The following is a 26496-nucleotide window of genomic DNA, read 5'->3' as shown; positions in this document are numbered from 1 at the left end:
CCCGCAGGGCTTGTTCAATTTTTCGGGAAGAATAAATGTTGCGTAAATAGGCATAGATAACAACTTTGAGAAGCATCCGCGGATGATAGCTTGAAGTGCCACCACCTTTATAGCTCTTCTCCAAAGCAGAGATGTCTATATGTTCGATAATTGTATTTACTATTCGTACGGGATGATTCTTGGGAACTAAATCATCATAACTGGGAGGAAGAAGACTTAATTGGTCCTGTTGGTAAGTCTTGAATACTACTTTGCTGCTCATGCTTAAAAATAAACATGATCACTTAATTATACAAAAAAGAGGCTGCCTTTTTAGACAGCCTCTTTTTTTATGCTTTTTCTTCTTTAGCTTTTCTCCTGGCCTCTTTTTTCTCTTTAAGCAATTCCATAACCGAACCACCTATCCAGTAAGGCACAATAGCCGTTAAAAAGATCATTAACCAGAATCCAATCGTTAAAATAACAAGGAAAGCCAAGAAACCGAGGTACTGATCGAAATCGAACATAATTTTCAAAAATTTTTGAGTCGGGTTCAAAGATATGAACTCTTGCGACTAATTCATAAATAAAATTAAAATTTTAGGTCACTATAGACATTTTGAATGAATCCTTAGCTTAAATTTTCGCATAATTTAGGCTAAAGAAAGCGCTTAACTTGTAAATTTGTAAGTGAACTAATTTTACAAATTATGGAATACAGAATAGAAAAAGATACAATAGGAGAAGTTAAAGTTCCGGCTGACAAACTCTGGGGAGCACAAACCGAACGCTCCAGAAACAATTTCAAAATTGGCCCGGCAGCGAGTATGCCCCTGGAAATTATCTACGGATTTGCCTACCTTAAAAAAGCGGCTGCTTACACCAATTGCGAATTAGGAGCGCTACCCGTAGAAAAGAGAGATTATATCGCACAGGTATGCGATGAGATTCTTACCGGGAAACACGATGACCAGTTCCCTCTGGTGATCTGGCAAACGGGAAGTGGTACCCAAAGCAATATGAACCTTAACGAAGTGATCGCCCACCGCGCCCATCAGTTAGCCGGGAAAACCATTGGTGAAGGAGACAAAACCCTTTCCCCTAACGATGATGTGAATAAATCCCAATCTTCTAACGATACCTTCCCTACCGGGATGCACATTGCGGCTTATAAAAAGATAACCCAGACAACGCTTCCGGGAGTGAAAAAATTAAGAGACACTCTGAAAAAGAAATCTGAAGAATTTAAAGAGGTTGTAAAGATTGGGCGTACCCACTTTATGGATGCCACTCCCCTCACGCTAGGGCAGGAATTCAGCGGTTATGCAGCTCAACTTGATTATGGTATAAAAGCCCTTGAAAACACCTTGCCACACCTTTCTGAACTGGCTCTTGGAGGTACCGCCGTTGGAACCGGACTTAACACGCCAAAAGGATATTCAAAAAGAGTGGCGGAATTCATCGCTAAATTTACTGAGCTTCCATTTACTTCCGCTCCAAATAAATTTGAAGCCCTGGCAGCTCATGATGCTTTTGTTGAAACCCACGGGGCTTTAAAGCAACTCGCGGTGTCACTTAACAAAATTGGTAACGATATAAGAATGCTGGCTTCAGGACCACGTAGCGGAATTGGAGAAATCACTATTCCTGCTAATGAACCGGGTTCATCTATTATGCCCGGAAAAGTAAATCCAACCCAGGTAGAAGCCTTAACTATGGTTTGTGCCCAGGTTATAGGAAATGATGTTGCTCTTAGCGTTGGAGGAATGCAGGGCCAGTTTGAGCTGAATGTATTTAAGCCTGTGATGGCTGCCAATCTGCTTCAAAGCGCACAACTTTTAGGAGATGCCTGCTTATCTTTCAATGATAATTGTGCAGCGGGTATTGAAGCCAATACCCCACGTATCAATGAGCATTTAAATAACTCCCTGATGCTGGTTACCGCTCTTAATACAAAGATCGGGTATTACAAAGCGGCGGAGATAGCAAACGAGGCCCATAAAAATGGCACTACCTTAAAAGAAGAGGCCGTTAAATTAGGTCACGTAACCGCCGAGCAATTTGACGAGTGGGTACAGCCTAAAGATATGGTGGGAGGTTTGAAATAAAACACCTGCATTTCATAAAAAAATCCTGCCATTGAGCAGGATTTTTTGTTTATAGAATTGGGATTTATTTTTTCTTCGAATAAAACTTCCGGAATCTCCAATAGGAAACAGCTCCCAGAAGAGCAACAACCGCTACAGCATAGTATATAAAAGTTGGAGTGATCACTTTATCACCACTGGCGTAAGAATGCAAACCTGCAAGATAGAAGTTAACCCCAAAATAAGTCATCATAATACTGGCAAAGGCAACTATCGCCATAAGGTTAAAGAACCAACGGCTTCTAAGACCAGGAATTAATCGCATATGAATAACAAAAGCATATACCATAATACTGATTAATGCCCAGGTTTCCTTAGGATCCCAACCCCAGTAACGTCCCCAGCTTTCATTGGCCCATTGTCCACCTAAAAAGTTCCCAATGGTTAACATAACCAATCCTACAGTTAATGCCATTTCGTTAATAATCGTGATTTCCTTTATCGTAAGGTCCATCTTCTTTTTATTCTTTGAGGTAGTCATTATCATAAGAAGCAGGGCTACAATTCCGAGGATCATCCCCAGGGTAAAAGGTCCATAACTCCCAACGATAACAGACACATGAATCATCAACCAGTAAGAATCCAAAACCGGTTCCAGATTGGCAATAGAGGGATCCATCCAGTTCCAATGAGCAATCATCAGAATCATAGAGGTAACAAAGGCCGTAGAGGCAATAGTAAGATCACTATTCCTTCCGAAGGCAAGTCCGAAGAACATCGTGGCCCAGGCGACATAGATCATAGATTCATAAGCATCACTCCAGGGCGCGTGGCCCGAAATATACCACCGGGCAGCAAGACCCAATGTATGCACTACAAATAACAAACCTATAATTACAATGCTCGAATTTATAAGAATCCTGATAGGTTTATTATCTGAAAAAATCTGTACGATCACCACCACCAACATAAAAAGTCCGGCCACCATATACATCCAGAACAGGTTTCTGAAAACATCATATTTATTGTAAGTGATCTCGGCATTAATTCTTTTTTCTGAAGGAAGGACTTCTGAACCGAATTTCTTTTGAAAACCTTTCAAACTGCTCAAAAACTCCTCAGCCCGGGTATAATCTCCGCTTTTTCTGGCATCCTGTAAAGCATTCATATAAAGAGGCAGAATTTGTTGGGTATATACCGAATCCATTCCTTTAAAGTCTGCTTCCTCCACCTCGGGATAGGAAACCCATTTATTATTCTCGTGCTCAGGGATTGGGAAAATCTTTAATACTTTCCCCTGAAGGGCCTGGTACATCAAATTCACCTTTTTATCGGTTTCGATAAAATCTTTTTGAAACTGGTTTGGCACAGCCGCCTGGTAGGCCTCTTCCAGATAAAGTGCAAGTTTATATGATCCGTTGTTATCAAAGAAGTCTGTTAGGGCCAGGTATTTTTTATCTTCTTTCACCCCTGCGATATGCCGAATACTATCGTTGTTAGGTTTAACATAGATTACCGGGACAGTATACCATATTGTTGGGTTTTCGGTGATAGAGACCAGCACCTGGTCTGAACTCAGACCTTTATATGAATCTTTTTTGCTGAGTTTTCTTAATAATTCTGAAGAATAGGTATTGGCTGGTTTCATCCTTCCGCCCGCATCCTGAATAACAAGTTTCCCGAATTTAGCGGCATGTTCTTCGCTTACAGCATTGTTTTGCAAGATGGAATCTATTTGCTTCTGCTGAGCTTTAATATGGGCATGATCTTGTTCCTCCTGATTACTATCCTGTGCAAAACCTCCCAGAGGGATTAATAAAAATGCGAGAATACCTGCCAGATTCTTCTTTTTGGTCTTCACTTTTTCCAGCATACCTTTCAGATTTCCAAAACGGGAGCCCGGTGCAAACAGAATCCACATCAATCCTATATAAAGCAAGGTATATCCAATGTAGGTGATCCAGGTTCCCCAGTAATCGTGATTTACCGAGAGTACGGTTCCTTTCTCATCCGGATGGAAACTTGCCTGGAAAAATCGATATCCTTTATAATCAAGAACATGATTCATATATATCTCATAAGGAAAATTTCCATCTTCCTCGTCTATAACTTCTACCTTACTTTTAAATGCGGAATAACTCTTTTCGGTTCCGGGGTATTTATCGGCAATAAAGTCATTAAGTTTAATGCTAAAAGGCAATTCTACTTCTTTACTTCCGTAGTTCAGGTAGATATCCAGTCCTGCCAGTTCTACTTTTTTGGGTTCATTAACGATTCCCTGGCCACCCAGTAATTTAACGGTTTCAGATTCGCCCTGGGAAGATACTTTCAGGATAACCCCATCGGTTTGGCCTTCGGATTTCTCCTTGGTTTGAACAACGTCATATTTCCCTTTCACCACTGGATCCGGGATCACAAACTGCATATTCCCAATGTTATATAAGGAGCGCAGCATTAGAGTTTGAGTAGAGTCTTTTACCAGAGCTCCTTCTAATTGATCGGCCATTCGCATATAATCCCCCTCAAATGGTGATGTGATAAGATATTCGCCGTTGGCATCATCAAATTCAATATTTATAGCACCTTCTGTGGGATTGTTCAGGGAAATCAGGACATTGTGAATATTCTCCACCTCACCTTCCTTTATAAAATGATCGTGGCGCTCTCCGGCACCGGCTTCCACAATTTTCAGGTAGTTTTCACCATCTTCAGCAGGAACAAGGGTTTCTTCAGCCCCATGTATAAAATCCAGCGCTTCCACCGTAACCGGCTGCCCTTTAAAATCGGTATTGAGTTTATAATTATTTTCGGTTTCGGGAGCAAAAAGCACATCTTCTTGTAGCACCCGTCTTCTGGGCTCTCCCTCAATTTCTCCATCGATAAAAGTAGTGATAAAAGTTTTTTCTGAAAGAAAAACATTGGTGGTCTCCCCTTCTCTGATGGGCATTACCCCTTCGTAGCTAATATATCTCGTAACAAAAGCTCCAACCAGAATTAAGATAAAAGAAAGGTGAAGTAGTAACGAGGACCATTTTTCGCGCTTATAAAGTTGGTATCTCTTAATATTTCCTAAAAAATTTATAACGAAAAGAAGCATAATTCCTTCAAACCACCAGGTGTTATAAATCATAACACGTGCGGTTCCAATGGTGTACCAACTTTCTATAAAAGTCCCCAGAGCAAGGGCTACGGCAAAAACAACAAACAAAACAGCTAAAAGACGGGTAGAAAAAAGAATAGAGGCAATTTTATTCTGCATGAAGATCGGGCTTTAAACGGCCGCAAATTTAAGGAATTTTAAACAGTTAGAATATTAAAATCAAATCATTTTGTTCACGTTTAAAAGCAGATAAATTTTTAATAATTTAGCAAAATGATAAACCTGGTAATTTTAGGAGCCGGCAACGTAGCCACTCATCTGGCAAAAGCTTTTTCCAATGCTGAAAATATTACCCTAAAACAGGTTTATAATCACAGGCCGGAGAGCCTGATTCCCTTTAAAAGCTTTGTTACAACCACCACAGATATAAACCAATTGGAAAAAGCCGATATCTATCTTATCGCCCTTAAAGATGATGTTATTTCTGAAGTTGCCGGGCTACTTAAGGATAATGCTGCCCTGATTTTACATACTTCGGGAAGTGTGCCCTTAAAAACATTGGAAAGGTTTGAGAACCACGGTGTTTTTTACCCCGTACAAACCTTCTCGAAAAAAAAAGAAGTTAATTTCAGGGAAATTCCAATTTCTCTGGAAGCTAATTCAGCAAAAAACCTTGAAGTTTTAAAAGAACTTGCTGAAAAGATTTCCAATAATATCTATGAAATCGATTCTGAACAACGAAAAGCCCTGCACCTGGCTGCAGTTTACGTTAATAACTTCACTAATCATCTCTACAGTCTGGGCGCAGAAATTTGTAATAAAAATGAGATCCCTTTTGACATTCTAAAACCACTTATGCGAGAAACAGTAGATAAGCTGGAGAGTTTAACTCCCCGGGAGGCCCAAACCGGTCCTGCTCTTAGAAACGACAAACAAACTATCTCAAGACATCTGGCGATGCTGGAACCTAAACGACAAGAACTATATAAAACACTAACTCAATCTATCCAGGAATTCTATGGAAAAGAATTATAAAGAACACCTTAACGATATCTCCACCTTTGTTTTTGATGTAGACGGCGTGCTAACCGACGGAAGCATACAAATAAGCACTCAGGGCGAACTGCTTCGCACCATGAATATGAAAGACGGCTACGCGCTTAAAGCAGCACATCAGGCCGGGTATACGGTTTGTATTATTTCCGGAGGAAAAAATGAAGGCGTAAGGAGCAGACTACGCGGGCTTGGACTTACCGATATTTATCTCGGAATTCAGGACAAAGTGGAACAGATGGATGAATTCTTTGATATCTACAGTATAAATCCTGACCAGGTTCTGTATATGGGCGACGATATCCCCGATTATTATGCCATGCAGAAGATCGGGCTCCCTTGCTGCCCCCAGGACGCAGTAGCCGAGATCAAGAATATTTCAAAATACGTATCCCATAAAAAAGGCGGCAAAGGCTGTGTTCGCGACGTTATAGAACAGGTTATGAAGGTTCAGGGAAAATGGATAGAAAACTAAATGAACTGGCTAATACTATTAATCGCCGGATTGTTTGAAGTTGGTTTCGCTTTTTGCCTGGGAAAGGCTAAATTCAGCAGTGGCAGTACTGCCACCTGGTGGATGATTGGATTTCTGGTGTGTTTATTTCTGAGCATGTTCTTGCTTTACAAGGCCACCCAAACCCTGCCCATTGGAACTGCCTACGCTGTCTGGACGGGAATAGGAGCTGTAGGTACCGTAATTCTGGGGATTCTTGTCTTTAAGGAGCCTATACATTTCTGGCGCATCTTCTTTTTAAGTACCCTCATCATTTCTTTGGTAGGCCTAAAACTCGTGACTAAATAATGACTCTACTTAAATTCTTAAAACTCATACGTTTTGGAAACCTGATCTTTGTAGCCGTTTGCCTGTTGCTTATCAGGTATGCTTTTTTTGAAAGTACTTCAGCGGCAGTCTCTCTTAGCGATTTTGGTTATGCACTATTGATTATCGCCAACCTTTCTCTGGCCGCAGCCGGTTACATCATCAATGATATTTATGACGTTACCACAGATAGGATCAACAAGCCTAAAAAGCTCTATATCGGCAACGGAATATCTGAGAAAACAGCCTTTAACTGGTTTATCGGCTTTAATGTAATTGGGGTGGGGATTGGGTTTTTCCTGGCTAATGTCATTGGTTTTCCCGCATTCTCTGCACTTTTCATTTTTAGCTCTGCCCTGCTTTACATCTACTCCTCTTACCTAAAGAATGTCCCTATGGCGGGTAATATTGCGGTGAGTTTTTTAGTTGCTGGGGTCGCTGCCCTGCCGGGGATCTTTGATCTGCTTCCGGCGATAAATGCCGTAAACCGGGAAGAACAGGCAATGTATTTTTTCATTTTACTGGATTATTCCTTTTTCGGGTTTTTCATCAATTTGTTGAGAGAAATGGTTAAGGATCAGGAAGACCAGCAAGGAGATTATAATTCCGGCGGAAAAACTCTTCCTTTAATTCTGGGAACGGCACGCACTAATAAAGTAATCTTTGCAATTGTCCTTATTCCCATAGTGGCCATAGTACATTATGTCTATTCCTATCTATTCGAAAATACCGCTGCTGTTCTTTATGTCCTGTTCTTAATTCTCGCTCCTTTGTTGTTTTTTATGGTCCAGATCTGGACCGCTTCAGAAAAAAAAGACTTCACCAGGCTAAGCCTAATCCTTAAAATAATCTTATTTTTCGGGTTGATATCTATCGGTTTTCATCAAATATTACTAGGATAAACTATGCTGAAAGATTTTTTAAAGGACAAGGAGATCATCCTGGCTTCAGGATCGCCGAGAAGACAACAGTTTTTCAGGGAGCTTAATATTCCCTTTACCACTGATGTTCGTCCGGTAAAAGAAGTTTATCCCCCATCTCTTGAAAATGAGGAGATCACAGATTTTCTCGCCGAGCTTAAAGCTGAAGCTTTTCAGAAAGAAATAAAATTAAACCAGATCCTGATCACCAGTGATACCATAGTTTGCCATAAGGGAAAAGCACTTGGTAAACCAGAAACCCCCGAAGAAGCCAAAGCTATGCTAAGTTCCCTATCCGGCCATTCCCACGAGGTAATCACCTCGGTTTGTTTTACCACTTCAAAAATAAAACGTACCCTCAATGCTAAAACGAGAGTAAGCTTTAAAGAACTTACCAGGGACGAAATCGATTATTATGTAGATAATTTCAAACCATTCGATAAAGCCGGAGGTTATGCCATCCAGGAATGGATAGGACTTATAGGGATAACAAATATTGAAGGAAGCTATTTTAATGTTGTTGGTCTTCCCACACATCTCGTTTATGACGCGCTTTTGGATATGGGAAGACTTTAAATTTTAATATACTAATTTTAAGTGAATTATATGAATCAACTTAAACCAATTATCTAAAATAAATGTACGAGATTCTTAGTTCATACCGCAACGAAATCGCTTACACGATAATTACCGTAATTGTGTTGCTTATTATTCAATTTATACTTCGAAAAGCGGCACACCGGGTGGGGCAAAGAGGTGAAATTCATATTACCCGGACCCGGTTGATGTTTCAGTACATAAACATCCTTATTCTGCTCATCGCGGCTTTTCTGCTTTCCCTGGCCTGGGGTGTTGGTTTAGCTGAGCTTTCCCTGGTATTTTCCTCTGTGTTTGCTGTGTTGGGAGTGGCGCTGTTCGCGATTTGGTCTATCCTCAGTAATATCACGTCGGGAATTATTTTGTTTTTTAGCTTCCCCTATAAAATTGGTGATAAAATAAGAATACATGACAAAGACTTACCTATTGAAGCTATTATTGAAGATATAAAGGCTTTTCACTTGCATTTAAGGACATTAGAAGGAGAGTTAATCACCTATCCCAACAACCTGATCCTGCAAAAAGCAGTTACCTTAGTCGAAAAAGGTGATCAAATCGATGAAGGAAAAGAGGCGCTTTAAAAGTTAAACCACAAGCCTCAAGTTTAATAGTCGCTAAAGTTATTATATTTGAAGAAGACCATAATTTTACATTCCATGCCAAAAATTTTAAGCCTTTTTCTATTTTTAGTTCTGGGATATACTCAGGCCCAAACTCCCGAAAAACTCAATGCTTCAGAAATTCATCAGGAGATAAAAAAATTAAATTTTCTGGGTTCGGTTTTATATGTTGGGGCTCATCCCGATGATGAAAATACCAGGCTCATTTCCTATTTTGCCAATGAGGAAAAAGCCCGGGTGGCCTATCTGTCTTTAACGCGTGGAGATGGAGGTCAGAATCTTATAGGTCCTGAGCTTCGCGAACAACTCGGCTTAATACGTACACAGGAATTGCTCGCAGCAAGAAATATTGATGGTGGCGAACAATTCTTCACCCGCGCCAACGACTTCGGATATTCTAAAACTCCTGAAGAAACTCTGCAAATCTGGGATAAAGACAAGGTTTTAAGCGATGTTGTGCTAACTATTAGGAAGTTCAAACCCGATGTGATTATTAACCGCTTTGATCACCGTTCTCCAGGAAGCACCCACGGACATCATACTTCTTCTGCGATGTTAAGCCTCGAAGCTTTTGAGCTTGCTGCCAAGCCAAGCGCTTACCCGGAGCAATTGAATTACACTTCTGTTTTTCAGCCAAAAAGAGTGTTTTTTAATACTTCCTACTGGTTCTACGGAAGCAGGGAAGCCTTTGAAGAGGCCGATAAATCTGCTATGCTCTCGCTTGATGTGGGGGTTTACTTCCCGGAACTCGGACTTTCAAACTCTGAAATCGCGGCTATAAGCCGAAGCCAGCACCAATCTCAAGGCTTTGGAAGCACAGGGACCCGTGGGGAGTCCAGGGAATATTTGGAGTTAATTAAAGGAGATATGCCGCAAGCAGATGTTTTTGAAGGCATCAACACTAGCTGGGGCAGGATTGAAGGAGGTGAAGAAATCGGGGGAATTCTTGGGCAGGTTGAATCTGAATTTAATTTCAGGGATCCCTCGCAGAGCCTTCCGCAGCTCATTGAAGCCTACAAACTCATACAAGAGCTTAAGAATGATCACTGGAGAGAAGTAAAATCTCAACATATCAAGGAAATTATCGTGGCCTGTTCGGGACTTTTCCTGGAAGCCGTAGCGGCAAGTCCTTCGGCCACCGGGGGAGAACAGGTTCCACTGGAACTGGAAGCCATTAATCGCAGCAATTTCCCAATAAGTCTAAACTCGGTTGAGTTAAGTCCGAATAATTCCCAAATCGAAGTAAAGAAAGCCCTGGACAACAATCAAAGCTGGACAGAAGAACTAAGGCTCAGACTTCCCGAATCGGCTGAAAATACCAGTCCTTACTGGTTAAAGGATGAGTCTACCAACGGAATGTACAAAGTAGCAAACCCTGAACTCATAGGACTTCCGGAAACTCCGGTCCAAACCAGGGCAAGGTTCAGAATGGATTTTAATGGCACTGAAATAGAAATTGAGAAACCCATAATTCACAAATTTAATGATGCGGTTTTTGGAGAAACCTATCGCCCCTTTATGATCATTCCTGAAGTATCGGTATCCTTTGAAAAAGATGTGGAGATTTTTGAGAAAGCTGAACCTCGTTCAATTTCGGTAGTAGTAACGGCCGGAAAAGATAGCCTGAAAGGCTCCCTGAGACTGGAAGCAGGGAGGAACTGGAAAATTCTTCCTGAAGAAGCTTCTTTTAAAATAAACCAAAAAGGAGGTACGGCCATACGCACCTTCGAGATCATTCCGCCCGAAGATCAGGATGAAACCTTCATCAAACCCATTGCAAAAGTTGGAGATAAGGAATATTCAGACAAATTAATACAGATTGATTATGAGCATATCCCACTTCAGAATCTTGTTATTCCGGCTAAATTGAAAGCAGTGCGCATTAAAATTCAGAAGAAAGGAGAATATATTGGATATATTGATGGTGCCGGAGATGCTGTACCTCAGAGCCTCGAGCAAATCGGGTATCGGGTGGAGCACCTGGAACCTGCAGAAATCTCCAACGAATCCCTCGAAAAATTTGATGCTGTTGTTACCGGGATAAGAGCCTATAATGTTGTTGAAGAGCTCAAATACCGACAGAAAGACCTTCTGGAATACGTTAAGAATGGCGGGAACCTTATCGTGCAGTATAATACCAACCGCGGGTTGATAGTGGATAATCCCGCCCCCTTCCCGCTTCAGATTTCACGTGATCGTGTAACCGATGAGAAAGCACCGGTTAATTTTGTGACCAAAGACCATCCGGTTTTAAATAAGCCTAATAAAATCACCGAAAGGGATTTCAAAAACTGGGTGCAGGAACGCGGACTGTATTTCCCTGACCAGTGGAGCGAGGAATTCGTCCCTATTCTCTCGATGAACGATGAAGGCGAAGAACCTACACAGGGCAGTTTATTGGTCGCAAAATATGGAGACGGGTATTTTATCTATACCGGGTTAAGCTTTTTCAGGCAGTTTCCTGAAGGTATTCCCGGGGCTTATCGTCTGTTTGCTAATATGGTTTCAATAGGAAAAGAATGAATAAACCTGAAAAATACATCTGGAAGAAGTCCTATACCTTAGTATTGATCGCCAATGCTATTTACATCATCCTGTTTTATTTTATAATGAAGACATTCTCCTGATATGGAAATTATAGATTGGATAGTTCTTTCCGGCACGCTTGCTTTTATAGTTATTTACGGGGTTTATAAATCACGTGGCAGTAAAAATGTCCACGATTATATTCGCGGAGGGAACGAAGCCCAGTGGTGGACTGTTGGACTCTCGGTAATGGCAACTCAGGCAAGCGCTATTACCTTTCTTTCTACCCCCGGTCAGGCATTCCATGACGGGATGGGTTTTGTACAGTTCTACTTTGGCTTACCCATTGCAATGGTGATCATTTGCCTGGTATTTATACCTATTTATCACAGATTAAAAGTATTTACTGCCTACGAATACCTGGAAACACGCTTCGACAGAAAAACCAGAACCCTTACGGCCCTGCTCTTTTTAATCCAACGCGGACTCGCAGCAGGGATTACCATCTTTGCCCCGGCCATTATCCTTTCAGCAGTTTTAGGTTGGAACCTTAACGGACTAACGATTCTAATTGGGGTTCTGGTGATCATTTATACGGTTTCGGGAGGTACCAAAGCTGTAAACGTTACTCAAAAGCAACAAATGGCGGTGATCTTTACCGGCATGATCGCTACTTTTCTCATTATCCTGAATTACCTGCCGGAAGACATAAACTTCAGCAATGCCCTGGAGATCGCCGGTGCCAGCGGAAAGATGGATGTACTTGATTTCTCCTTCGATCTTGAGAACCGATATACGGTCTGGACCGGGGTGATTGGTGGAACTTTCCTGGCCCTCTCCTACTTCGGAACCGATCAAAGCCAGGTGCAGCGTTATTTAAGCGGAAGATCACTCAGGGAAAGTCAGATGGGAATGATCATGAACGGCTTTCTAAAGGTGCCCATGCAGTTCTTTATCCTTTTGGTGGGGGTTATGGTATTTGTGTTTTACCAGTTCAATACAGCGCCTTTAAATTTTAACCCGGCAGCTACAAAAAGTGTGATGGAATCAGAATATTCTGAAGAGTATAGAGAGCTGGAGGACAATTACAATAAGATCCAGGAAGAGAAGCAACAACTAAGCCTTCAATTCGGAGAATCACAAGAGCTTTCTTCCGCAGAAAAAACAAGGCTGAAAGAAGCAATAGTCAACCTAAATCTCGCAGAAGCTAATGCGCGGGAATTGGGTCGTGAGTTCATTCAGGCAGGAGATAAAGATGCAGAAACCAACGATAAGGATTATGTATTCATACATTTTATTCTGAATAACCTGCCACGGGGCTTAATAGGCCTTTTGCTGGCGGTAATCCTTTCAGCCGCGATGTCTTCTACCGCTTCAGAACTCAATGCCCTTGCTTCAACAACAGCGATCGACATTTACCGCCGCGGAATAAAAGCCGACCGCTCTGAAATGCATTTCCTCAATGCCTCCAAATGGTTCACCTTGCTTTGGGGACTTATCGCCATAACTTTCGCAAGTCTGGCCAGCTTATTTGATAACCTGATTCAGTTAGTCAACATTATTGGCTCCATTTTCTACGGAAATGTGCTCGGTATTTTCCTGCTCGCCTTTTTTGTTAAAACGGTAAGGAGCAACTCTGTTTTTATCGCAGCAATCATCACTCAAATTGCTATAATTGCTCTTTATTTTCTGGATGCTATGCCTTATTTGTGGCTAAACCTGGTAGGCTGTCTGCTTGTTATGGGAATCGCGCTAATTCTTGAAACATTTATCAAAACACCTTTTGAAAAACACGACAGTAATGAATAAAACCAAATGGGGAATAATTGGCCCCGGAAAGATCGCAGGAAAATTCTGCACCGATTTAAAAGAAGTGAAAGATGCTGAGCTTTATGCCGTAGCCAGTAGAAACCATCAAAAAGCAATTGAATTCGCAAAAACACACAATGCGACCAAAGCATATGGTTCATATGAGGAGATGCTAAAGGATAAAGATGTTGATGTGGTTTATATTGCAACTCCTCATGTATTTCACCACGAACACACTTTGCTTTCTCTTAGCTATAAAAAGGCGGTGCTGTGTGAAAAGCCATTCGCGATTAATAAAAGCCAGGTAGAAGAAATGATCGCTGCCGCCAAAAAAGAAAATGTCTTTCTGATGGAGGCGATGTGGACACAATTCCTCCCCCACTTTGAAGCTTTAATGGAGATCGTTGCATCAAAAAAATATGGAGAAATAAATGATATTAAAGCCGATTTCGGATTTTCGGCAGAATTCAACGAGAGCGGCAGGTTATTTAATAAAGCACTGGGCGGTGGAAGTCTTTTGGATATAGGAATTTACCCGGTTTTTCTGGCCTTAAGTCTTTTAGGGCAACCCAGTACCCTGTCAGCAAAGGCAAGCATAGGTAAAACCGAAGTAGACGAAGAATGTGATATTACTTTTGAGTATCCTAAAAAGGTAACAGCCCTGCTACATAGTACCGTGATCAATAATACGCCTACTACAGCCGAAATAGAATTTGAAAAAGCAAGCATTATTGTAAACACACGCTTCCATGAACCTTCCAGCCTCATAATCATTAGTGGCAAGGAGGAAACGGTAAAAGAATTTGGTGTTGAAACCAATGGCTACAATTTCGAAGCCACTCATGTTCAGGAAATGCTAAAACAAGGACGCATTGAAAGCGATAAAATGACCTTTGAGAAAAGTCTTCAATTAATTGACCTGCTCGATAAAGTTAGAGCAGAGATCAAACTGGAATATTAATTTCTAGTTTTTTAAAACAAAAAAAGCTTCGGAAATGCATTTCCGAAGCTTTTTATTTATTGAAATTATTACTTTTTAAGCTTCAACCTTTTTAGTAGTTTTCACTTCCTCTCCTTCTTCGCTTTCCACTTCAGCCAAATAACGCTCGGCATCCAGGGCGGCCATACAACCGGTTCCGGCTGCGGTTACAGCCTGGCGATAGATCTTATCCTGAACATCTCCTGAAGCATATACTCCCGGGATATTGGTTTTGGTAGATTTGGATTTCGTGATTAAATACCCGGTCTCGTCCATATCAAGTTTCCCTTTAAAGATATCGGTGTTTGGTTTATGACCAATAGCAATAAACATTCCGGTGATCTTGATCTCTTCTTTTTCGCCGGTTTGGTTATTCAACATTCTAAGGCCTTCAACAACCTGGTCTCCCAACACTTCATCTACTTCGGTATTATAACGAAGATCTATATTCTTTGTATTGGTTACGCGGTGTTGCATTGCTTTTGAAGCTCGCATTTGGTCACCTCTTACCAGCATAGTCACTTTATTACAGATATTGGCAAGGTAGGTTGCTTCTTCAGCAGCGGTATCGCCACCACCAACTATTGCAACATCCTGTCCCTTGTAAAAGAATCCGTCGCAAATGGCACAGGCAGAAACCCCACCTCCACGCAATCTTTGTTCGCTTGGCAAGCCAAGATATTTAGCGGTAGCACCGGTAGAGATAATTATAGTTTCAGCTTCCACCCAGGTAGAATTATCTACACAGGCGCGGTGAATTCCACCAACTTTATCACTAAATTCAACTTCGGTTACCATTCCTATTCGCACCTGGGTTCCAAAACGTTCGGCTTGTTTCTGAAGATCAACCATCATCTGCGGTCCATCAACTCCATCGGGATATCCGGGGAAGTTATCAACTTCAGTAGTGGTGGTCAATTGACCTCCGGGTTCCATTCCGGTGTACATTACGGGTTTTAGATCGGCACGGGCGGCATAAATTGCTGCAGTATATCCTGCTGGTCCCGAACCTATGATAAGGCATTTTATTCTTTCTATTTTATCGCTCATTTTTATAACTTTTAATTGATATTATAAAGGTAGTAACTTTAATTAAAACCTTACTTTATTAATGATTAAGTTTAACTATTCACCCATAATGAAGGTGTATTAATATCTAAAAAAATAACTGCTTCCCAAAATTAATTGTTTAAGCTTCCTTTAAAAACATAACTTTGCCCCAATGGAGCTAAGTATTTTTAATATTCTTGACATCCTCGGAACCATCGCCTTCGCAATTTCGGGAGCACTGGCCGCAATGGACCGTCGCCTCGATCTCTTCGGAATTTTTATTGTCGCCTTTGTAACAGCCAGTGGTGGGGGAACCTTAAGAGATATCCTAATTGGCGATACGCCGGTGAACTGGATGCAAAACACTATTTACATATACCTTATTGGCGTTGTTACTGTCTTAGCTATAATCTTCAGAAACAAGATCAATTATCTTAAAAAATCCCTCTTCCTTTTCGATACCATCGGGTTAGGCGTATTCACAATTACCGGGGTGGAAATAGGAGTAAGAAGCGGTCTCGACCCCATTATTTCTATCGCTCTGGGTGCGATGACAGGAACCTTTGGTGGGGTGCTTCGGGATATCCTTTGTAATGAAATTCCGGTGATCTTCAGAAAAGAGATCTATGCCACCGCCTGTATTGTAGGCGGATTGGTTTTTGTGATCATGCATTCCCTGGGAGCAAAATTGGATGTGATCTATGTCACCACAGCCCTTATAATCATTGGGATCAGGCTCGTGGTAGTTAAATACCACATCTCCCTCCCCTATTATTATATTTCTGAAAAACCTTAACCACCAGAAACAAAAAATCCCACCGGCAAGGGCGGGATCTTTATTATACTAAAACTTTTAGTGAGGTAATTTGTCTCTTAACAATCCATAAATGTAGGTTCCTATAAGGGCTCCCACAAATACTACCAAAATAGGCAAGTATCCTGCACCAATAAGGGTGAAAATCGGTCCCGGACAAGCACCTGCAAGTGCCCAACCAAGTCCGAAAGCAAGTCCGCCATAAGCGTAACGGCTAAAGCTCACATCTTTATCGTTGAAAACGATAGGTTCTCCGTCTATAGATTTTAATTTTTTCCTTTTAATGACCTGGACTCCTATAATTCCGAGGATTAAAGCTGATCCTATAATTCCATACATATGGAAAGACTGGAACTGGAACATCTCGTAGATCCTGAACCAGGAAGCGGCTTCAGACTTAAACATTACAATTCCGAAAGATATTCCTATTAGTAAATATATAATTGATCTCATATTCTATGTTTAAAAGATTAATGGAAATAACAGGTGAATCATAATCAAGCCCCCAACAAAGAAACCGATAACAGCGATAAGCGATGGCAACTGCAAGTTACTAAGACCTGAGATCGCGTGGCCTGAGGTACAACCTCCCCCATAACGGGCGCCAAATCCAATTAGAATTCCACCAATAAGTAAAATTACCAGGGCTTTAATTCCCCCGATCGCTTCCCAGCTATAAAGCTCGGTAGGCAGGTATGCTTCACCGGCACTATCAAATCCAAGACCTTCAAGAATGGCAATAGTATCAGGATTAATCGCTACAGAAGGATCTTCAGTAAGTACGTTGGCGCCAATAAAACCTCCGATAATTGCACCAAGCACGACCATCAGGTTCCAGCGTTGAGATTTCCAATCGAACTTGAAAAACTCAATATTTTTACCTGCTCCACACATGGAACACATAGTTCTAAGGTTAGAAGACATACCGAAGTCTCTGCCCACAAAAATTAGGATAAACATAATTAACGCGATAAGCGGACCCGCAACATACCAGGGCCATGGTTCAAAAATCCATTCCATACTGTGTTTTTTAAATTGTTTGCAAATTAAGTGTAATTTAAGAAAGTATTCAGTAACAAAGGTTACAGGACAAATCAGGTTTCCCTTTCACAATCTCTCTTAAAAAAAATATAAAGTTTTAGTTATCAATAAATTCCTTAATATTCTCCAGAACTTTTTCTGAAAGTCGTTGCCGGGTCTCTTCACTCCATCCGGCACTTTTTTCTGAAGCGATAAGATTTTTTTCCTCCTGACTTTTTTCTGAAAGCCATGCCCGGGCATCCCCATCAAAGATACCAAAATTCCCTTCATTTTTAAGCCATTTCTGAAAGGCCTTTTCTTCAAAAGGAAGGCCGAGCGAGGTACTGATTAATATTTTTCCCTGTCCAAAGATTTCAAACTCTCTTTTTCCAAGCAATCTGGTGTTCTTCGGAAGGTGAAAGGAAATAATCTCTGTTCTCTCCAGCAGATTATCCAAGGAAAGATATTTAACTCCTCTTTCCTCCCATTCTTTTTTCCGGGTTCTGCTGAAATAATAAAGATCAGCCCCAAAAGGCAGAAGGCATTCTGCGAGCATCTGGCCGGTAGTTCCAAGTCCGATAATCCCGATCCTGCGGTTGGTAAGTTCCACAGGTATTTCCCGCCACTGCCGATCTCCAAAACCGTGCAGCAGTCTTATCAATTCTGAAATAATAAACTCCACCACTCCGGGATCGCCGTAATCAAAGATTCCTTTAACGCTAATCCCGTGTTCCCTGGCAAAGTTCACCGCCACATTCGCCGACTCGTCATCATAAAGGCTGCAGGCCATCCCTATGTATTTCAGGTTTGGGCATTGGCCAATGATAGATTCGGTGAGCTGGGTTTTCCAGGAAACCAATACGGCTTCAGCATTGCCTATACGCTCTAAAATTTCAGCTTCCGATGCTGGGTAATTTTTATAATTATCTACTCCGTCTTCACTGTATTTCCGCAATTCTTCAATTGCGTGATCTGTAAGTTTGGTATTATCTACACAAACTATTTTATTGAATTTCATGAGGCTTAAGCTTATTCCCAGTCCGGAAGCTCGGTCTCATCAAAAACATGATTCAGGAGCAATTCGTCCTCCCTGAGTTTTCTTTGGCTGGCAAATTCGAGTTCCAGGTCTTTCCTTTCAAATTTTAGTTTAGTGTCTTGGTAATTGGTAGTCATAATTTGGATTAGTTTAGTAATAGTTTAGTAATTGCAAATTAATTTTTCTAAAGTGGAATATTCCCGTGTTTTCTATCTGGTCTATGCACTTCTTTATTTTCCAGCATACTGAATCCTTTCAGTAGTTTTCTTCGGGTTTCCCGCGGCATTATCACTTCATCAATAAATCCGCGTTGGGCTGCCTCAAACGGATTGGCAAACTTTTCGGCATATTCGGCCTCTTTTTCTGCGAGTTTAGCCGCCGGATCTTCGGCTTCCTGAATTTCCTTTCGGAAGATGATCTCGCTAGCCCCTTTTGCTCCCATTACCGCGATCTCGGCCGTTGGCCAGGCAAAATTAAGATCAGCGCCAATGTGCTTGGAGTTCATCACATCATAAGCCCCACCGTAAGCCTTTCGGGTAATCAGAGTCACTTTAGGTACTGTGGCCTCACTAAGGGCATAGAGTAATTTAGCACCGTTAAGAATAATTCCGTTCCACTCCTGATCGGTTCCCGGCAGGAATCCAGGCACATCTACCAGCACTAATAAAGGAATATTAAAACAATCGCAGAAACGGGTAAAACGAGCCGCTTTCTTGGAAGAATCCACATCCAATACTCCGGCCAGGCTCATAGGCTGATTGGCAACTATTCCAATGCTGCGCCCACCTAGCCTTGCAAATCCTACAATTATATTATCGGCATAATCCTTATGGATCTCAAAAAAACTTTCCTCATCGATTATCCCATTTATGACCTCATGCATATCATAAGGCTTGCTGGAGCTATCGGGCACGATATTTTCCAGTTGATCCCTGAATTCGTCTCCGGGATTAAAAGGAAGTTTTTCAGGGGTTTGCTTATTGCTTTGCGGCATATAGCTGATGAGCTGCTTTATATCTTCAAGGCAACCAATATCGTTCACCGCGGTGCGATGGGTCACCCCCGATTTGGTGGCGTGAGTAACCGCACCTCCCAGTTCTTCTGAAGTCACCTCTTCATTGGTAACGGTTTTCACCACGTTAGGCCCGGTTACAAACATATAACTGGTATCCTGCACCATAAAGGTAAAGTCTGTCATAGCAGGTGAATAAACCGCTCCCCCTGCACAGGGTCCCATTATTGCAGATATCTGCGGAATAACTCCCGAAGCTTTTACGTTTCTGTGAAAAATATCGGCGTAACCGCCAAGAGACTTCACTCCTTCCTGGATACGTGCACCTCCTGAATCATTAAGGCCTATCAAGGGGGCTCCAACTTTCATCGCCAGGTCCATCACCTTGCAGATCTTTTCGGCGTGGGTTTCAGAAAGAGAACCTCCAAAGACGGTAAAATCCTGGGCGAATACATACACCAGGCGGCCGTTTATAGTTCCGTAGCCGGTAACGACGCCATCCCCATAAAATTTCTGTTTTTCCATTCCAAAATCGGTGGTACGGTGAGTAACTAAAATACCGATTTCCTCAAAGGAAGATTCATCGAGGAGGTAATCCACACGTTCACGGGCTGTTAATTTCTTTTTTGAATGCTGGCTTTCTATGCGTTTTTCACCACCGCCCAGGTGAGCTTTTTCAATTTTATCGTTAAGCTTTTCTATGTTCTGGCTCATGTTTTTCAAATATTGGATTGGTTATCCGCTTGAATTAGGATTATCAATATTATGTAAATTAAATTATTAAAAAAAAGCAAGCGCAGGCTAATATGGGAATCTTAACAAAAAAATCCCGCCAATGCGGGATTTTTTATAAATGTGTGTATCAAAACAAGGTTCAGGATTCAATAAATTCCTTCAGGGTGTTCACGACATAATCCAGTTCTTCTTTGGTGTTATAATGCGAAAAAGAGAACCTGATAGAAGGCTTTGCAAGGTCTTCTTCAGAAAGAAACTCGTTTAGCACATGCGATCCTTTATCGCTACCGCTCTGGCAGGCACTCCCTTTGGAACAGGCAATTCCCTTGAGGTCAAGTTGAAAAAGCAGCATCAGGGCTTTTTGTGGAGGAACCGGCAAACATACGTTCACTAAGGTATAGGTGCTGCCTTCTGGATCTTCACAGTTCCCATTGAATTTAGCTTCGGGAATCTCCTTTTTGATCTTTCCTATAAAATATTCTTTGAGTTCTGAAACATAAGCCTTCTCCTCTTCAAGGTTTTCAAGTGATAGTTTTAAAGCTTCTTCGAGGCCAACGATATTGTGAACGCTTTCGGTACCGGCGCGGTGACCACGTTCCTGTTCGCCTCCAAAAATAAGCGGTTTCAATCCGGTATTCTTTCTTACAAAGGCAAAGCCCACTCCTTTAGGACCATGGAATTTATGAGCGCTTACTGCTGTAAAATCAACGGGGATCTCACTAAAATCGAGGTCATAATGCCCTACGGATTGTACGGTATCAGAATGGAAAAGCGCATTATGGGCGTGCGCGATCTCCCCGGCTTTTTTAATATCCAGCCGGTTTCCCACCTCATTGTTAATATGCATCAGGCTCACCAGGGATTTCTTATCTGAATTTTTCAGGAGTTCTTCCAGCTGGTCCAGGTTAGCATTTCCGCAGGAATCCAGGTCGAGATAATCTACTTCAATATCATAACACTCTTTAAGCTGATCGATGGTATAAAGCACGGCGTGATGCTCTATTTTGGTGGTAATGATTCGTTCCACACCCAAATCGCGTACGGCAGAATTCAACGCGAGGTTATCGGCCTCGGTACCTCCGGAGGTGAAAACGATCTCGGCAGGTTTAACATTAAGATATTTCGCAACGGTCTTTCTGGCCTGCTCCACAAGGGATTTGGCCGATCTTCCGAAGCTATGGGTAGATGAAGGGTTCCCGTAAACCTCTTTCATTACGTCGGTCATTCGGGTTATCACTTCCTCACGCATTTGCGTGGTTGCGGCAGAGTCTAAGTATACGTCTTTCATTGAACACAAAATTAAACGAAATAAAAATATTTTTAAGGATGAAGAGGTTAAAAAAGCTTATTTCAGCTATTTTTGTTGAAAAGCGCACGAATGAAAAAGTTTTTTTCAATTTTCATCATTTTTATCGGATTGAATTCCTGTGACAGTGGAGATATTATAGTCACTACTTTTGATCTTGAAAACAGCCAGCTGAAACTATGTGGGTTAGGAGACCAAAAAGTGCTGTATGTGATCAATAACGATGGAGTGAACGAATCTATGTCGTTGCAACTTAGTTCAGGCCAGCTGGATGATGATCAGTTGCTTTTAAGCCGAAACACCACGCAGCCGATTGAGATAGAATTAACCGGAAACAATAAAATGGTCTACAGGTTGTACGATGGGGAGATCCCGAGTGATTATTTTTGCAAGGCAGTGCCTTCTAAAGACCCCGGGGTTGTAGATGAATACATTACTACAGAAGGAACAGTGGTAATAGGTACCCGTTTTAATGATATTGGACCACAGGATGATGCCGATGGGGACGGAATTACAAATATAGATGAGGGAATGGACCCGGATGAGGCGCAGAATCCCGATAGCGATACCCATTTAGATACCGACGGTGACGGAATCCCGAATTACCTGGATATTGATGACGACGGGGATAACGTGCGTACCAGCACAGAAATAAGGACCGGAGACGGCGATCCTACAACTGAAGGCTATAGAGATACCGATGAAGACGGAGTTCCAAACTATTTGGATCCTGATGATGACGGAGACGGAGCTTTAACCAAATACGAAGTAAGCAGCGATGACCTGCTTAATCCGCAAAGCCTGCAACTTGCCGACAGGCCTAATTATCTCAACCCGGAATTAACTGAGCCTTATAACGAACACAATGAAGTTATAGACCACAGCATAAATCGCAACTACCGTTCGGATATTGTTATAAGAAATTTCAATTTCGTAAAACAGGATGGCAGTGGGGAAGAAATCCGATTTGATGAGTACAACCTGGGATACTATAGTGTTTCAGGAATAAGCAGTGGAGAAACTGAAGAGGAAAATCCGGAGTAATAAAATAATACCAAAGCGCAGTAATTTTTTTCGTTAACTATTCTGAAAGAAATAAACTTCAGTAGCACCCTGCCCGTATTTCTGAAAATCGGCGTCGTAAAATTTAAGATTATCATAATTGCCAAGTAAATAATCCAGTTCAGCCTTTAGAATGCCTTCTCCTACCCCGTGAATAAATACGATTTTTTGAATTCGTTTTCTCATCGCGAACTCCAGCTGTCTTTTGGCGGTTTCCATCTGGAGGTTGAGGATATCAAAATTGCTCATCCCCCGGAAATTATTGACCAGTTTTTCGATATGAAGATCTACCTCCATAGGCGGAGCATTCCGTTCTTTGGGTTTAATGCGCCTTGATTTGGGTTTCCTGGGAATTTGCTTTTCCTCCAGCATCCGGTCCAGGTCCATATCTACCGGAAGCTCTTCAAAAGGAGTTTCGATCTTCACCAATTCCGAAGGAGAAAAATCCATCTCAAAGCCATCGGGAGTCTCTATGGTTACTGATGTTTTATCGGCTTTCACCACTACTCCTTCCAGGTCATCATCAAGAGCTGCTATTTTATCTCCGCGTTTGAATTCCATTACTGCTTATCTTCTTCTTTATCTTCTTTATGGTCGTCTTTGGTTGCAACCCAGAAATTGGTCGCTCTGAAAAGGCCGAACATAATGATAACAAGGCCTGTTATTTTAACATACTGATTTGCATCCTCGGCGGCAATCGCATAAAGCAGAAGCGCTCCACCTAATACAATAAGAACGGTATTTATTAATTGTGTAGTTTTCATTTTCAATTCAATTTTACCAGAAACCCCTTATTCTATATTCAAATTTTTCAGGGGAACTTGTAGGGTAACAAAGTTAAAGTAATTATGAGGCTTTTTTACTTCCTGTACCTATTTTTCTGTCTTTATCCGGTTTCAGCCCAGTTGAGTGTTTCTCCATCCAGCGCGGGAAGCAGTTTCCTGTATGCAAAAGATCTGGTTTTATATGTAGATGGGGATATCCACCTCGAGAAAAATCCTAATCTCAATACCGAAGCAAGCATCTACCTGAGACAGGAAGCGCAACTCATCCAGGGCGATAAAAGCAGCAATTTAAATTCAGGGAATGGGCTGCTCTCTGTTTTCCAGGAAGGCCTGGCCAATGCCTACAACTACAATTACTGGGGTTTACCGGTTACCGATAATTCGGGTGCCTCAAAAACAGCCGACAGGATTATTTATGAGCCTATGGGTAAAACCGAAAGCAAGCCAGCGCAGCTTTCTTCAGCCTTAGACGGGAAAGCAAATCCGCTTACAATCTCCCGCAGATGGCTCTATAAATTCGTGGGGGGAACATATGCTGATTGGGAATATATAGGTGATGATTTCAATCTTGATCCGGGATTGGGTTTTACGATGAAGGGTGTAAATGGCACCAATCTGACGATTGTGGAAGGAGTGCCGAACAACCAGGGTAACCGGCAGCGGTACGATTTTCGGGGATTGCCAAATGATGGTATCATTAATTTGAATATTCAGAAAGACCAGGTTCTGCTGGTGGGGAACCCATATCCTTCAGCGTTAAATCTCAAAGATTTTCTTATTCAGAATACCGCGATCACGGGAATAGCTTATTTCTGGGATCATTCAGACAATACTTTCTCACATTATCTAAAGGATTACGAAGGAGGCTATGGTGCATATTCGCCCGGAGCAAGTGCTTATGTCCCGGCGGTCTTTCAGTATTATGATGAATCGGCAGACCCAACCGGAAATACGGGCGAAACAGGACAAATTTATGGCCGGGAATTCAGCCCTATCGCACAGGGCTTTATGCTAATGGGAAAAACCAACGGACAGGTAAGTTTTAAGAATTCTCAACGGGTTTTTAAAAGGGAAAACAGCACAAATTCAAGCTTCAGGACGCAACAGGAGGTTATTCCCAGGTTAAGATTGGATGTTGCTTTTGATGATCTTTATGTAAGGCAATTGCTCCTGGCTTTTAGGGATGGGGCAACTACCGGGATAGATCACGCCATGGACGCCAAAACCTTTGGAAGCCTTTCGACTGACGCGGCCTGGAGTATTGAAGAAGAACCATTTTTAATAAACGTCCAGCCTTTTGAAGCGGAAAAACTAATTCCATTTATAATTTCAGCAAAAGATAGCACCGCTTTAAAAATTTCAATAGAAATACGGGAGAATTTTTCACCAGAGGCCATTTTCCTGTATGATGCTGAAGAAGAAAGTTACCATAACCTCTACAAATCTGATTATAAGACCCGGCTGGAAGCAGGAAACTATGAAAACAGATTTTACCTGACTTTTGCTAAGGAAGCTTCAGCAGAGTTCGAGCTGCCACAGGAGGAGGAATATGATTCGGAGTTACCGGAAAGTATAGGGATATTATACAACAAAGACTTACGGCAAGTTGAAATAATAGCAGGGGAAATACTGGAGGAAATTCAGGTATTCGATCTCACGGGTGGACTGATTTTCAGCAAAAAGATATACGAAAACAAACAATATGATTATTTTTATACAGGAAATCTGCGGGAAGCAGTGTATATCGTTAAAGTAAAAACCCGGGATAATCGTATAACCAATAAGAAATTACTTCTAAAAAAGTAGATGATGGAAGAATTTATGTTGCCGTGCATGAACAAAAGTCTTTTTGGGGTGGAATGCTTTGGCTGCGGGGGGCAACGTGCGGTAATCCTTTTCTTTCAGGGAAATTTTAACGAAGCTTTTTATATGTACCCGGCAATCTATCCCATCATTCTGCTGCTGGCATTTTTGGTATTCAATCTCTTTTTTAAATTCAGGAGGGATTTCCAGGTGAAAATAGGTTTGATCATTTTCACGGGGACAGTTATGGTGGTGAACTATGGCTATAAAATGTATGAATTCATTCAACTAACCAGTTAATACTTATTTATGGAACGCACACAATTACCCAATTCCACGATCATTCTAATCTTCGGAATCCTTTCTATTATAGGTTGTTGCTGCTATGGGATTTTGGGAGTTATCTTCGGAATAATCGCCCTGGTTATGGCCAAACGCGCCACCGAGATCTACAATGCCAATCCTGAATTATATACCGGGTTTGAAAATGTAAAAACCGGAAGAATCCTGGCTATAATTGGACTTGTCTTAAGCGGACTTAATCTTATCGCTTCCATTGTAATGCTATTTGTTTATGGCGGAATTGAAGGTTACCAACAAGCCATGGAAGAAATTTTAAGATCGATGGAGTAGTAAATCATCCGGGGCCATATAACTTTTTCATAGGTTTTGCATAGGGTATCCATAGGGTATCCATAGGGTAAGTATGGAGTATCTACGACATACAAGGGTGTTTCAGCAAAAGAATAGAGGGTCGTAATTTATAAAAAGCAATCATTTTACACTATCTGAACAGATGGGGTTTGCCGGAAATCAATAACTTTTATTGCTTACTCGAATGAGACCCTGAATCATCCACTTGTTTGGAAACTCACTCAAATGAGATCCTGAATCAAGTTCAGGATGACGCATCTTTCATGAGACCCTGAAACAAGTTCAGGGTGACGAGCAAAAAAGAGGCCGTCTAAAAAGTAATTTTTGGGCGGTTTTTTTCTTTTGTGTTATTTGATCTGTAGGCTCTGGTCAGTTTTTCCTGTTTTTTTAAGAATGAAAAAAAGGAGTAGTATCTTTTCTCTTAGGCTATACTAAACTTCTTTAGATTATGGGCCATTGCTATAAGCCCCATTTCGGTAGTTATTTTATCCATTCCCCGAAGCATAAACCTTTTGAAGCCCATATTTTGCTTAATATTCCCAAAAACGGCCTCTACATCCCAGCACCTTCGCTTACGATGGGTAATTCCTTTTTCGCTGAGTAGTAGGCGCTACCATAACCGGCATCGGCTGTCAGAGTTTCAGGGGATTGGCCATAGGATGCTATGTGGTCATTTAAGTGGTTTTTTAGAGTGGTGGTGTCAGCTGTGGTCTGAGCTAAAGTATAATT

The 26496-nt window shown here is 41.6% G+C and carries 27 protein-coding genes and 1 pseudogene; 15 read left to right on the top strand and 13 right to left on the bottom strand.

Annotated elements, in window-relative coordinates:
• Nucleotides 1-262, bottom strand: a 262-nt coding sequence (locus tag BM266_RS16110) for a transposase (protein WP_139220638.1), incomplete at its 3' end; no start/stop codon positions are given.
• A gap of 67 nt (nucleotides 263-329) precedes the next feature.
• Complete coding sequence (locus BM266_RS17205) at nucleotides 330-506, bottom strand: hypothetical protein (protein WP_093411503.1); 177 nt, start codon at nucleotides 504-506, stop codon at nucleotides 330-332.
• A gap of 183 nt (nucleotides 507-689) precedes the next feature.
• Between BM266_RS17205 and fumC the strand changes: the two genes are divergently transcribed.
• On the top strand, nucleotides 690-2087 hold the full coding sequence (gene fumC / locus BM266_RS16100; RefSeq protein ID WP_093411501.1) for a class II fumarate hydratase: 1398 nt from the start codon (nucleotides 690-692) through the stop codon (nucleotides 2085-2087).
• A gap of 64 nt (nucleotides 2088-2151) precedes the next feature.
• On the opposite strand, the gene ccsA is transcribed toward fumC, so the two are convergent.
• Nucleotides 2152-5325, bottom strand: a complete 3174-nt coding sequence (gene ccsA / locus BM266_RS16095) for a cytochrome c biogenesis protein CcsA (protein ID WP_093411499.1) — start codon at nucleotides 5323-5325, stop codon at nucleotides 2152-2154.
• Between the two features lie 114 nt (nucleotides 5326-5439).
• Between ccsA and BM266_RS16090 the strand changes: the two genes are divergently transcribed.
• From BM266_RS16090 to BM266_RS16050, 9 genes are all read left to right on the top strand, one after another.
• A complete protein-coding gene (locus BM266_RS16090; RefSeq protein WP_093411497.1) occupies nucleotides 5440-6201 on the top strand; it encodes a Rossmann-like and DUF2520 domain-containing protein in 762 nt (253 codons plus the stop codon).
• Nucleotides 6185-6694 carry a KdsC family phosphatase gene (locus tag BM266_RS16085; RefSeq protein ID WP_093411496.1) on the top strand — a complete coding sequence of 170 codons (510 nt, stop codon included), beginning with the start codon at nucleotides 6185-6187 and terminating at the stop codon, nucleotides 6692-6694. Before BM266_RS16090 ends, BM266_RS16085 begins: the two co-directional genes overlap by 17 nt.
• Nucleotides 6695-7021 carry a DMT family transporter gene (locus BM266_RS16080; protein WP_093411494.1) on the top strand — a complete coding sequence of 109 codons (327 nt, stop codon included), beginning with the start codon at nucleotides 6695-6697 and terminating at the stop codon, nucleotides 7019-7021. It begins immediately after the preceding gene.
• The gene (locus BM266_RS16075; RefSeq protein WP_093411493.1) at nucleotides 7021-7941 is read left to right on the top strand and encodes a geranylgeranylglycerol-phosphate geranylgeranyltransferase; all 921 of its coding nucleotides are present in this window, start codon (nucleotides 7021-7023) and stop codon (nucleotides 7939-7941) included. Before BM266_RS16080 ends, BM266_RS16075 begins: the two co-directional genes overlap by 1 nt.
• Before the next feature lie 3 nt (nucleotides 7942-7944).
• The gene (locus tag BM266_RS16070; protein ID WP_093411491.1) at nucleotides 7945-8535 is read left to right on the top strand and encodes a Maf-like protein; all 591 of its coding nucleotides are present in this window, start codon (nucleotides 7945-7947) and stop codon (nucleotides 8533-8535) included.
• A 62-nt stretch (nucleotides 8536-8597) separates the two neighbouring features.
• Entirely contained in the window at nucleotides 8598-9137 is a 540-nt protein-coding gene (locus BM266_RS16065; protein ID WP_093411489.1) for a mechanosensitive ion channel domain-containing protein, read from the top strand.
• A 75-nt stretch (nucleotides 9138-9212) separates the two neighbouring features.
• Entirely contained in the window at nucleotides 9213-11699 is a 2487-nt protein-coding gene (locus tag BM266_RS16060; RefSeq protein ID WP_093411488.1) for a PIG-L family deacetylase, read from the top strand.
• Nucleotides 11700-11804: 105 nt separating this feature from the next.
• Nucleotides 11805-13511: a sodium:solute symporter family protein gene (locus BM266_RS16055; RefSeq protein ID WP_093411486.1), complete on the top strand. Its 1707-nt coding sequence runs from the start codon at nucleotides 11805-11807 to the stop codon at nucleotides 13509-13511.
• A complete protein-coding gene (locus BM266_RS16050; RefSeq protein WP_175494827.1) occupies nucleotides 13504-14472 on the top strand; it encodes a Gfo/Idh/MocA family protein in 969 nt (322 codons plus the stop codon). Before BM266_RS16055 ends, BM266_RS16050 begins: the two co-directional genes overlap by 8 nt.
• Before the next feature lie 75 nt (nucleotides 14473-14547).
• Here BM266_RS16050 and trxB read toward each other — a convergent pair whose 3' ends face one another.
• Complete coding sequence (gene trxB / locus BM266_RS16045; RefSeq protein WP_093411483.1) at nucleotides 14548-15540, bottom strand: thioredoxin-disulfide reductase; 993 nt, start codon at nucleotides 15538-15540, stop codon at nucleotides 14548-14550.
• Nucleotides 15541-15712: 172 nt separating this feature from the next.
• On the opposite strand from trxB, the gene BM266_RS16040 reads away from it, so the two are divergent.
• Nucleotides 15713-16336 (top strand): trimeric intracellular cation channel family protein, encoded by a 624-nt coding sequence (locus BM266_RS16040; protein ID WP_093411482.1) that lies wholly within the window; start codon nucleotides 15713-15715, stop codon nucleotides 16334-16336.
• A gap of 57 nt (nucleotides 16337-16393) precedes the next feature.
• On the opposite strand, the gene BM266_RS16035 is transcribed toward BM266_RS16040, so the two are convergent.
• The 6 genes from BM266_RS16035 to BM266_RS16015 all read right to left on the bottom strand — a co-directional run bounded on the left by BM266_RS16035 (nucleotide 16394) and on the right by BM266_RS16015 (nucleotide 21445).
• The gene (locus BM266_RS16035; protein WP_093411480.1) at nucleotides 16394-16807 is read right to left on the bottom strand and encodes a YeeE/YedE family protein; all 414 of its coding nucleotides are present in this window, start codon (nucleotides 16805-16807) and stop codon (nucleotides 16394-16396) included.
• A gap of 9 nt (nucleotides 16808-16816) precedes the next feature.
• Nucleotides 16817-17374, bottom strand: a complete 558-nt coding sequence (locus tag BM266_RS16030; protein ID WP_093411478.1) for a YeeE/YedE family protein — start codon at nucleotides 17372-17374, stop codon at nucleotides 16817-16819.
• Nucleotides 17375-17492: 118 nt separating this feature from the next.
• Nucleotides 17493-18392: an NAD(P)-dependent oxidoreductase gene (locus BM266_RS16025; RefSeq protein ID WP_093411476.1), complete on the bottom strand. Its 900-nt coding sequence runs from the start codon at nucleotides 18390-18392 to the stop codon at nucleotides 17493-17495.
• Between the two features lie 11 nt (nucleotides 18393-18403).
• Nucleotides 18404-18547 carry a hypothetical protein gene (locus BM266_RS17200; protein WP_175494826.1) on the bottom strand — a complete coding sequence of 48 codons (144 nt, stop codon included), beginning with the start codon at nucleotides 18545-18547 and terminating at the stop codon, nucleotides 18404-18406.
• Nucleotides 18548-18594: 47 nt separating this feature from the next.
• A complete protein-coding gene (locus BM266_RS16020) occupies nucleotides 18595-20136 on the bottom strand; it encodes an acyl-CoA carboxylase subunit beta (RefSeq protein ID WP_093411475.1) in 1542 nt (513 codons plus the stop codon).
• A 160-nt stretch (nucleotides 20137-20296) separates the two neighbouring features.
• Nucleotides 20297-21445, bottom strand: coding sequence for a cysteine desulfurase family protein (locus tag BM266_RS16015; protein ID WP_093411473.1), 1149 nt, complete (start codon nucleotides 21443-21445; stop codon nucleotides 20297-20299).
• Between the two features lie 90 nt (nucleotides 21446-21535).
• On the opposite strand from BM266_RS16015, the gene BM266_RS16010 reads away from it, so the two are divergent.
• A complete protein-coding gene (locus BM266_RS16010; RefSeq protein WP_093411471.1) occupies nucleotides 21536-22507 on the top strand; it encodes a hypothetical protein in 972 nt (323 codons plus the stop codon).
• A 33-nt stretch (nucleotides 22508-22540) separates the two neighbouring features.
• On the opposite strand, the gene BM266_RS16005 is transcribed toward BM266_RS16010, so the two are convergent.
• The gene (locus BM266_RS16005; RefSeq protein WP_093411470.1) at nucleotides 22541-23086 is read right to left on the bottom strand and encodes a Smr/MutS family protein; all 546 of its coding nucleotides are present in this window, start codon (nucleotides 23084-23086) and stop codon (nucleotides 22541-22543) included.
• Entirely contained in the window at nucleotides 23086-23289 is a 204-nt protein-coding gene (locus tag BM266_RS16000) for a hypothetical protein (RefSeq protein ID WP_093411505.1), read from the bottom strand. Before BM266_RS16000 ends, BM266_RS16005 begins: the two co-directional genes overlap by 1 nt.
• Before the next feature lie 84 nt (nucleotides 23290-23373).
• Between BM266_RS16000 and BM266_RS15995 the strand changes: the two genes are divergently transcribed.
• Genes BM266_RS15995 through BM266_RS15985 form a run of 3 tightly spaced genes read left to right on the top strand, consistent with a single transcriptional unit; the run spans nucleotide 23374 to nucleotide 25746 of the window.
• A complete protein-coding gene (locus BM266_RS15995) occupies nucleotides 23374-25116 on the top strand; it encodes a T9SS type A sorting domain-containing protein (protein ID WP_093411469.1) in 1743 nt (580 codons plus the stop codon).
• Nucleotides 25117-25413 (top strand): DUF2752 domain-containing protein, encoded by a 297-nt coding sequence (locus tag BM266_RS15990; RefSeq protein ID WP_317040983.1) that lies wholly within the window; start codon nucleotides 25117-25119, stop codon nucleotides 25411-25413.
• Between the two features lie 9 nt (nucleotides 25414-25422).
• Nucleotides 25423-25746, top strand: a complete 324-nt coding sequence (locus tag BM266_RS15985) for a CCC motif membrane protein (RefSeq protein WP_093411467.1) — start codon at nucleotides 25423-25425, stop codon at nucleotides 25744-25746.
• Nucleotides 25747-26188: 442 nt separating this feature from the next.
• Here BM266_RS15985 and BM266_RS17195 read toward each other — a convergent pair.
• Nucleotides 26189-26371, bottom strand: a pseudogene (locus tag BM266_RS17195) (transposase); the annotation flags it as partial.
• Nucleotides 26372-26496: the final 125 nt, after the last annotated feature.

The organism is Salegentibacter flavus (genome assembly GCF_900115145.1).
GTDB classification, from domain to species: domain Bacteria; phylum Bacteroidota; class Bacteroidia; order Flavobacteriales; family Flavobacteriaceae; genus Salegentibacter; species Salegentibacter flavus.
Note: the sequence above shows the minus strand (reverse complement) of the source record. Positions and strands in the feature narration are given on the sequence as shown.

What these genes read in the sequence shown, in the direction of transcription:
- BM266_RS17205 (WP_093411503.1), bottom strand. Translation starts at nt 506, where the DNA reads ATGTTCGATTTCGATCAGTACCTCGGTTTCTTGGCTTTCCTTGTTATT.
- fumC (WP_093411501.1), top strand. Translation starts at nt 690, where the DNA reads ATGGAATACAGAATAGAAAAAGATACAATAGGAGAAGTTAAAGTTCCG.
- ccsA (WP_093411499.1), bottom strand. Translation starts at nt 5,325, where the DNA reads ATGCAGAATAAAATTGCCTCTATTCTTTTTTCTACCCGTCTTTTAGCT.
- BM266_RS16090 (WP_093411497.1), top strand. Translation starts at nt 5,440, where the DNA reads ATGATAAACCTGGTAATTTTAGGAGCCGGCAACGTAGCCACTCATCTG.
- BM266_RS16085 (WP_093411496.1), top strand. Translation starts at nt 6,185, where the DNA reads ATGGAAAAGAATTATAAAGAACACCTTAACGATATCTCCACCTTTGTT.
- BM266_RS16080 (WP_093411494.1), top strand. Translation starts at nt 6,695, where the DNA reads ATGAACTGGCTAATACTATTAATCGCCGGATTGTTTGAAGTTGGTTTC.
- BM266_RS16075 (WP_093411493.1), top strand. Translation starts at nt 7,021, where the DNA reads ATGACTCTACTTAAATTCTTAAAACTCATACGTTTTGGAAACCTGATC.
- BM266_RS16070 (WP_093411491.1), top strand. Translation starts at nt 7,945, where the DNA reads ATGCTGAAAGATTTTTTAAAGGACAAGGAGATCATCCTGGCTTCAGGA.
- BM266_RS16065 (WP_093411489.1), top strand. Translation starts at nt 8,598, where the DNA reads ATGTACGAGATTCTTAGTTCATACCGCAACGAAATCGCTTACACGATA.
- BM266_RS16060 (WP_093411488.1), top strand. Translation starts at nt 9,213, where the DNA reads ATGCCAAAAATTTTAAGCCTTTTTCTATTTTTAGTTCTGGGATATACT.
- BM266_RS16055 (WP_093411486.1), top strand. Translation starts at nt 11,805, where the DNA reads ATGGAAATTATAGATTGGATAGTTCTTTCCGGCACGCTTGCTTTTATA.
- BM266_RS16050 (WP_175494827.1), top strand. Translation starts at nt 13,504, where the DNA reads ATGAATAAAACCAAATGGGGAATAATTGGCCCCGGAAAGATCGCAGGA.
- trxB (WP_093411483.1), bottom strand. Translation starts at nt 15,540, where the DNA reads ATGAGCGATAAAATAGAAAGAATAAAATGCCTTATCATAGGTTCGGGA.
- BM266_RS16040 (WP_093411482.1), top strand. Translation starts at nt 15,713, where the DNA reads ATGGAGCTAAGTATTTTTAATATTCTTGACATCCTCGGAACCATCGCC.
- BM266_RS16035 (WP_093411480.1), bottom strand. Translation starts at nt 16,807, where the DNA reads ATGAGATCAATTATATATTTACTAATAGGAATATCTTTCGGAATTGTA.
- BM266_RS16030 (WP_093411478.1), bottom strand. Translation starts at nt 17,374, where the DNA reads ATGGAATGGATTTTTGAACCATGGCCCTGGTATGTTGCGGGTCCGCTT.
- BM266_RS16025 (WP_093411476.1), bottom strand. Translation starts at nt 18,392, where the DNA reads ATGAAATTCAATAAAATAGTTTGTGTAGATAATACCAAACTTACAGAT.
- BM266_RS17200 (WP_175494826.1), bottom strand. Translation starts at nt 18,547, where the DNA reads ATGACTACCAATTACCAAGACACTAAACTAAAATTTGAAAGGAAAGAC.
- BM266_RS16020 (WP_093411475.1), bottom strand. Translation starts at nt 20,136, where the DNA reads ATGAGCCAGAACATAGAAAAGCTTAACGATAAAATTGAAAAAGCTCAC.
- BM266_RS16015 (WP_093411473.1), bottom strand. Translation starts at nt 21,445, where the DNA reads ATGAAAGACGTATACTTAGACTCTGCCGCAACCACGCAAATGCGTGAG.
- BM266_RS16010 (WP_093411471.1), top strand. Translation starts at nt 21,536, where the DNA reads ATGAAAAAGTTTTTTTCAATTTTCATCATTTTTATCGGATTGAATTCC.
- BM266_RS16005 (WP_093411470.1), bottom strand. Translation starts at nt 23,086, where the DNA reads ATGGAATTCAAACGCGGAGATAAAATAGCAGCTCTTGATGATGACCTG.
- BM266_RS16000 (WP_093411505.1), bottom strand. Translation starts at nt 23,289, where the DNA reads ATGAAAACTACACAATTAATAAATACCGTTCTTATTGTATTAGGTGGA.
- BM266_RS15995 (WP_093411469.1), top strand. Translation starts at nt 23,374, where the DNA reads ATGAGGCTTTTTTACTTCCTGTACCTATTTTTCTGTCTTTATCCGGTT.
- BM266_RS15990 (WP_317040983.1), top strand. Translation starts at nt 25,117, where the DNA reads ATGATGGAAGAATTTATGTTGCCGTGCATGAACAAAAGTCTTTTTGGG.
- BM266_RS15985 (WP_093411467.1), top strand. Translation starts at nt 25,423, where the DNA reads ATGGAACGCACACAATTACCCAATTCCACGATCATTCTAATCTTCGGA.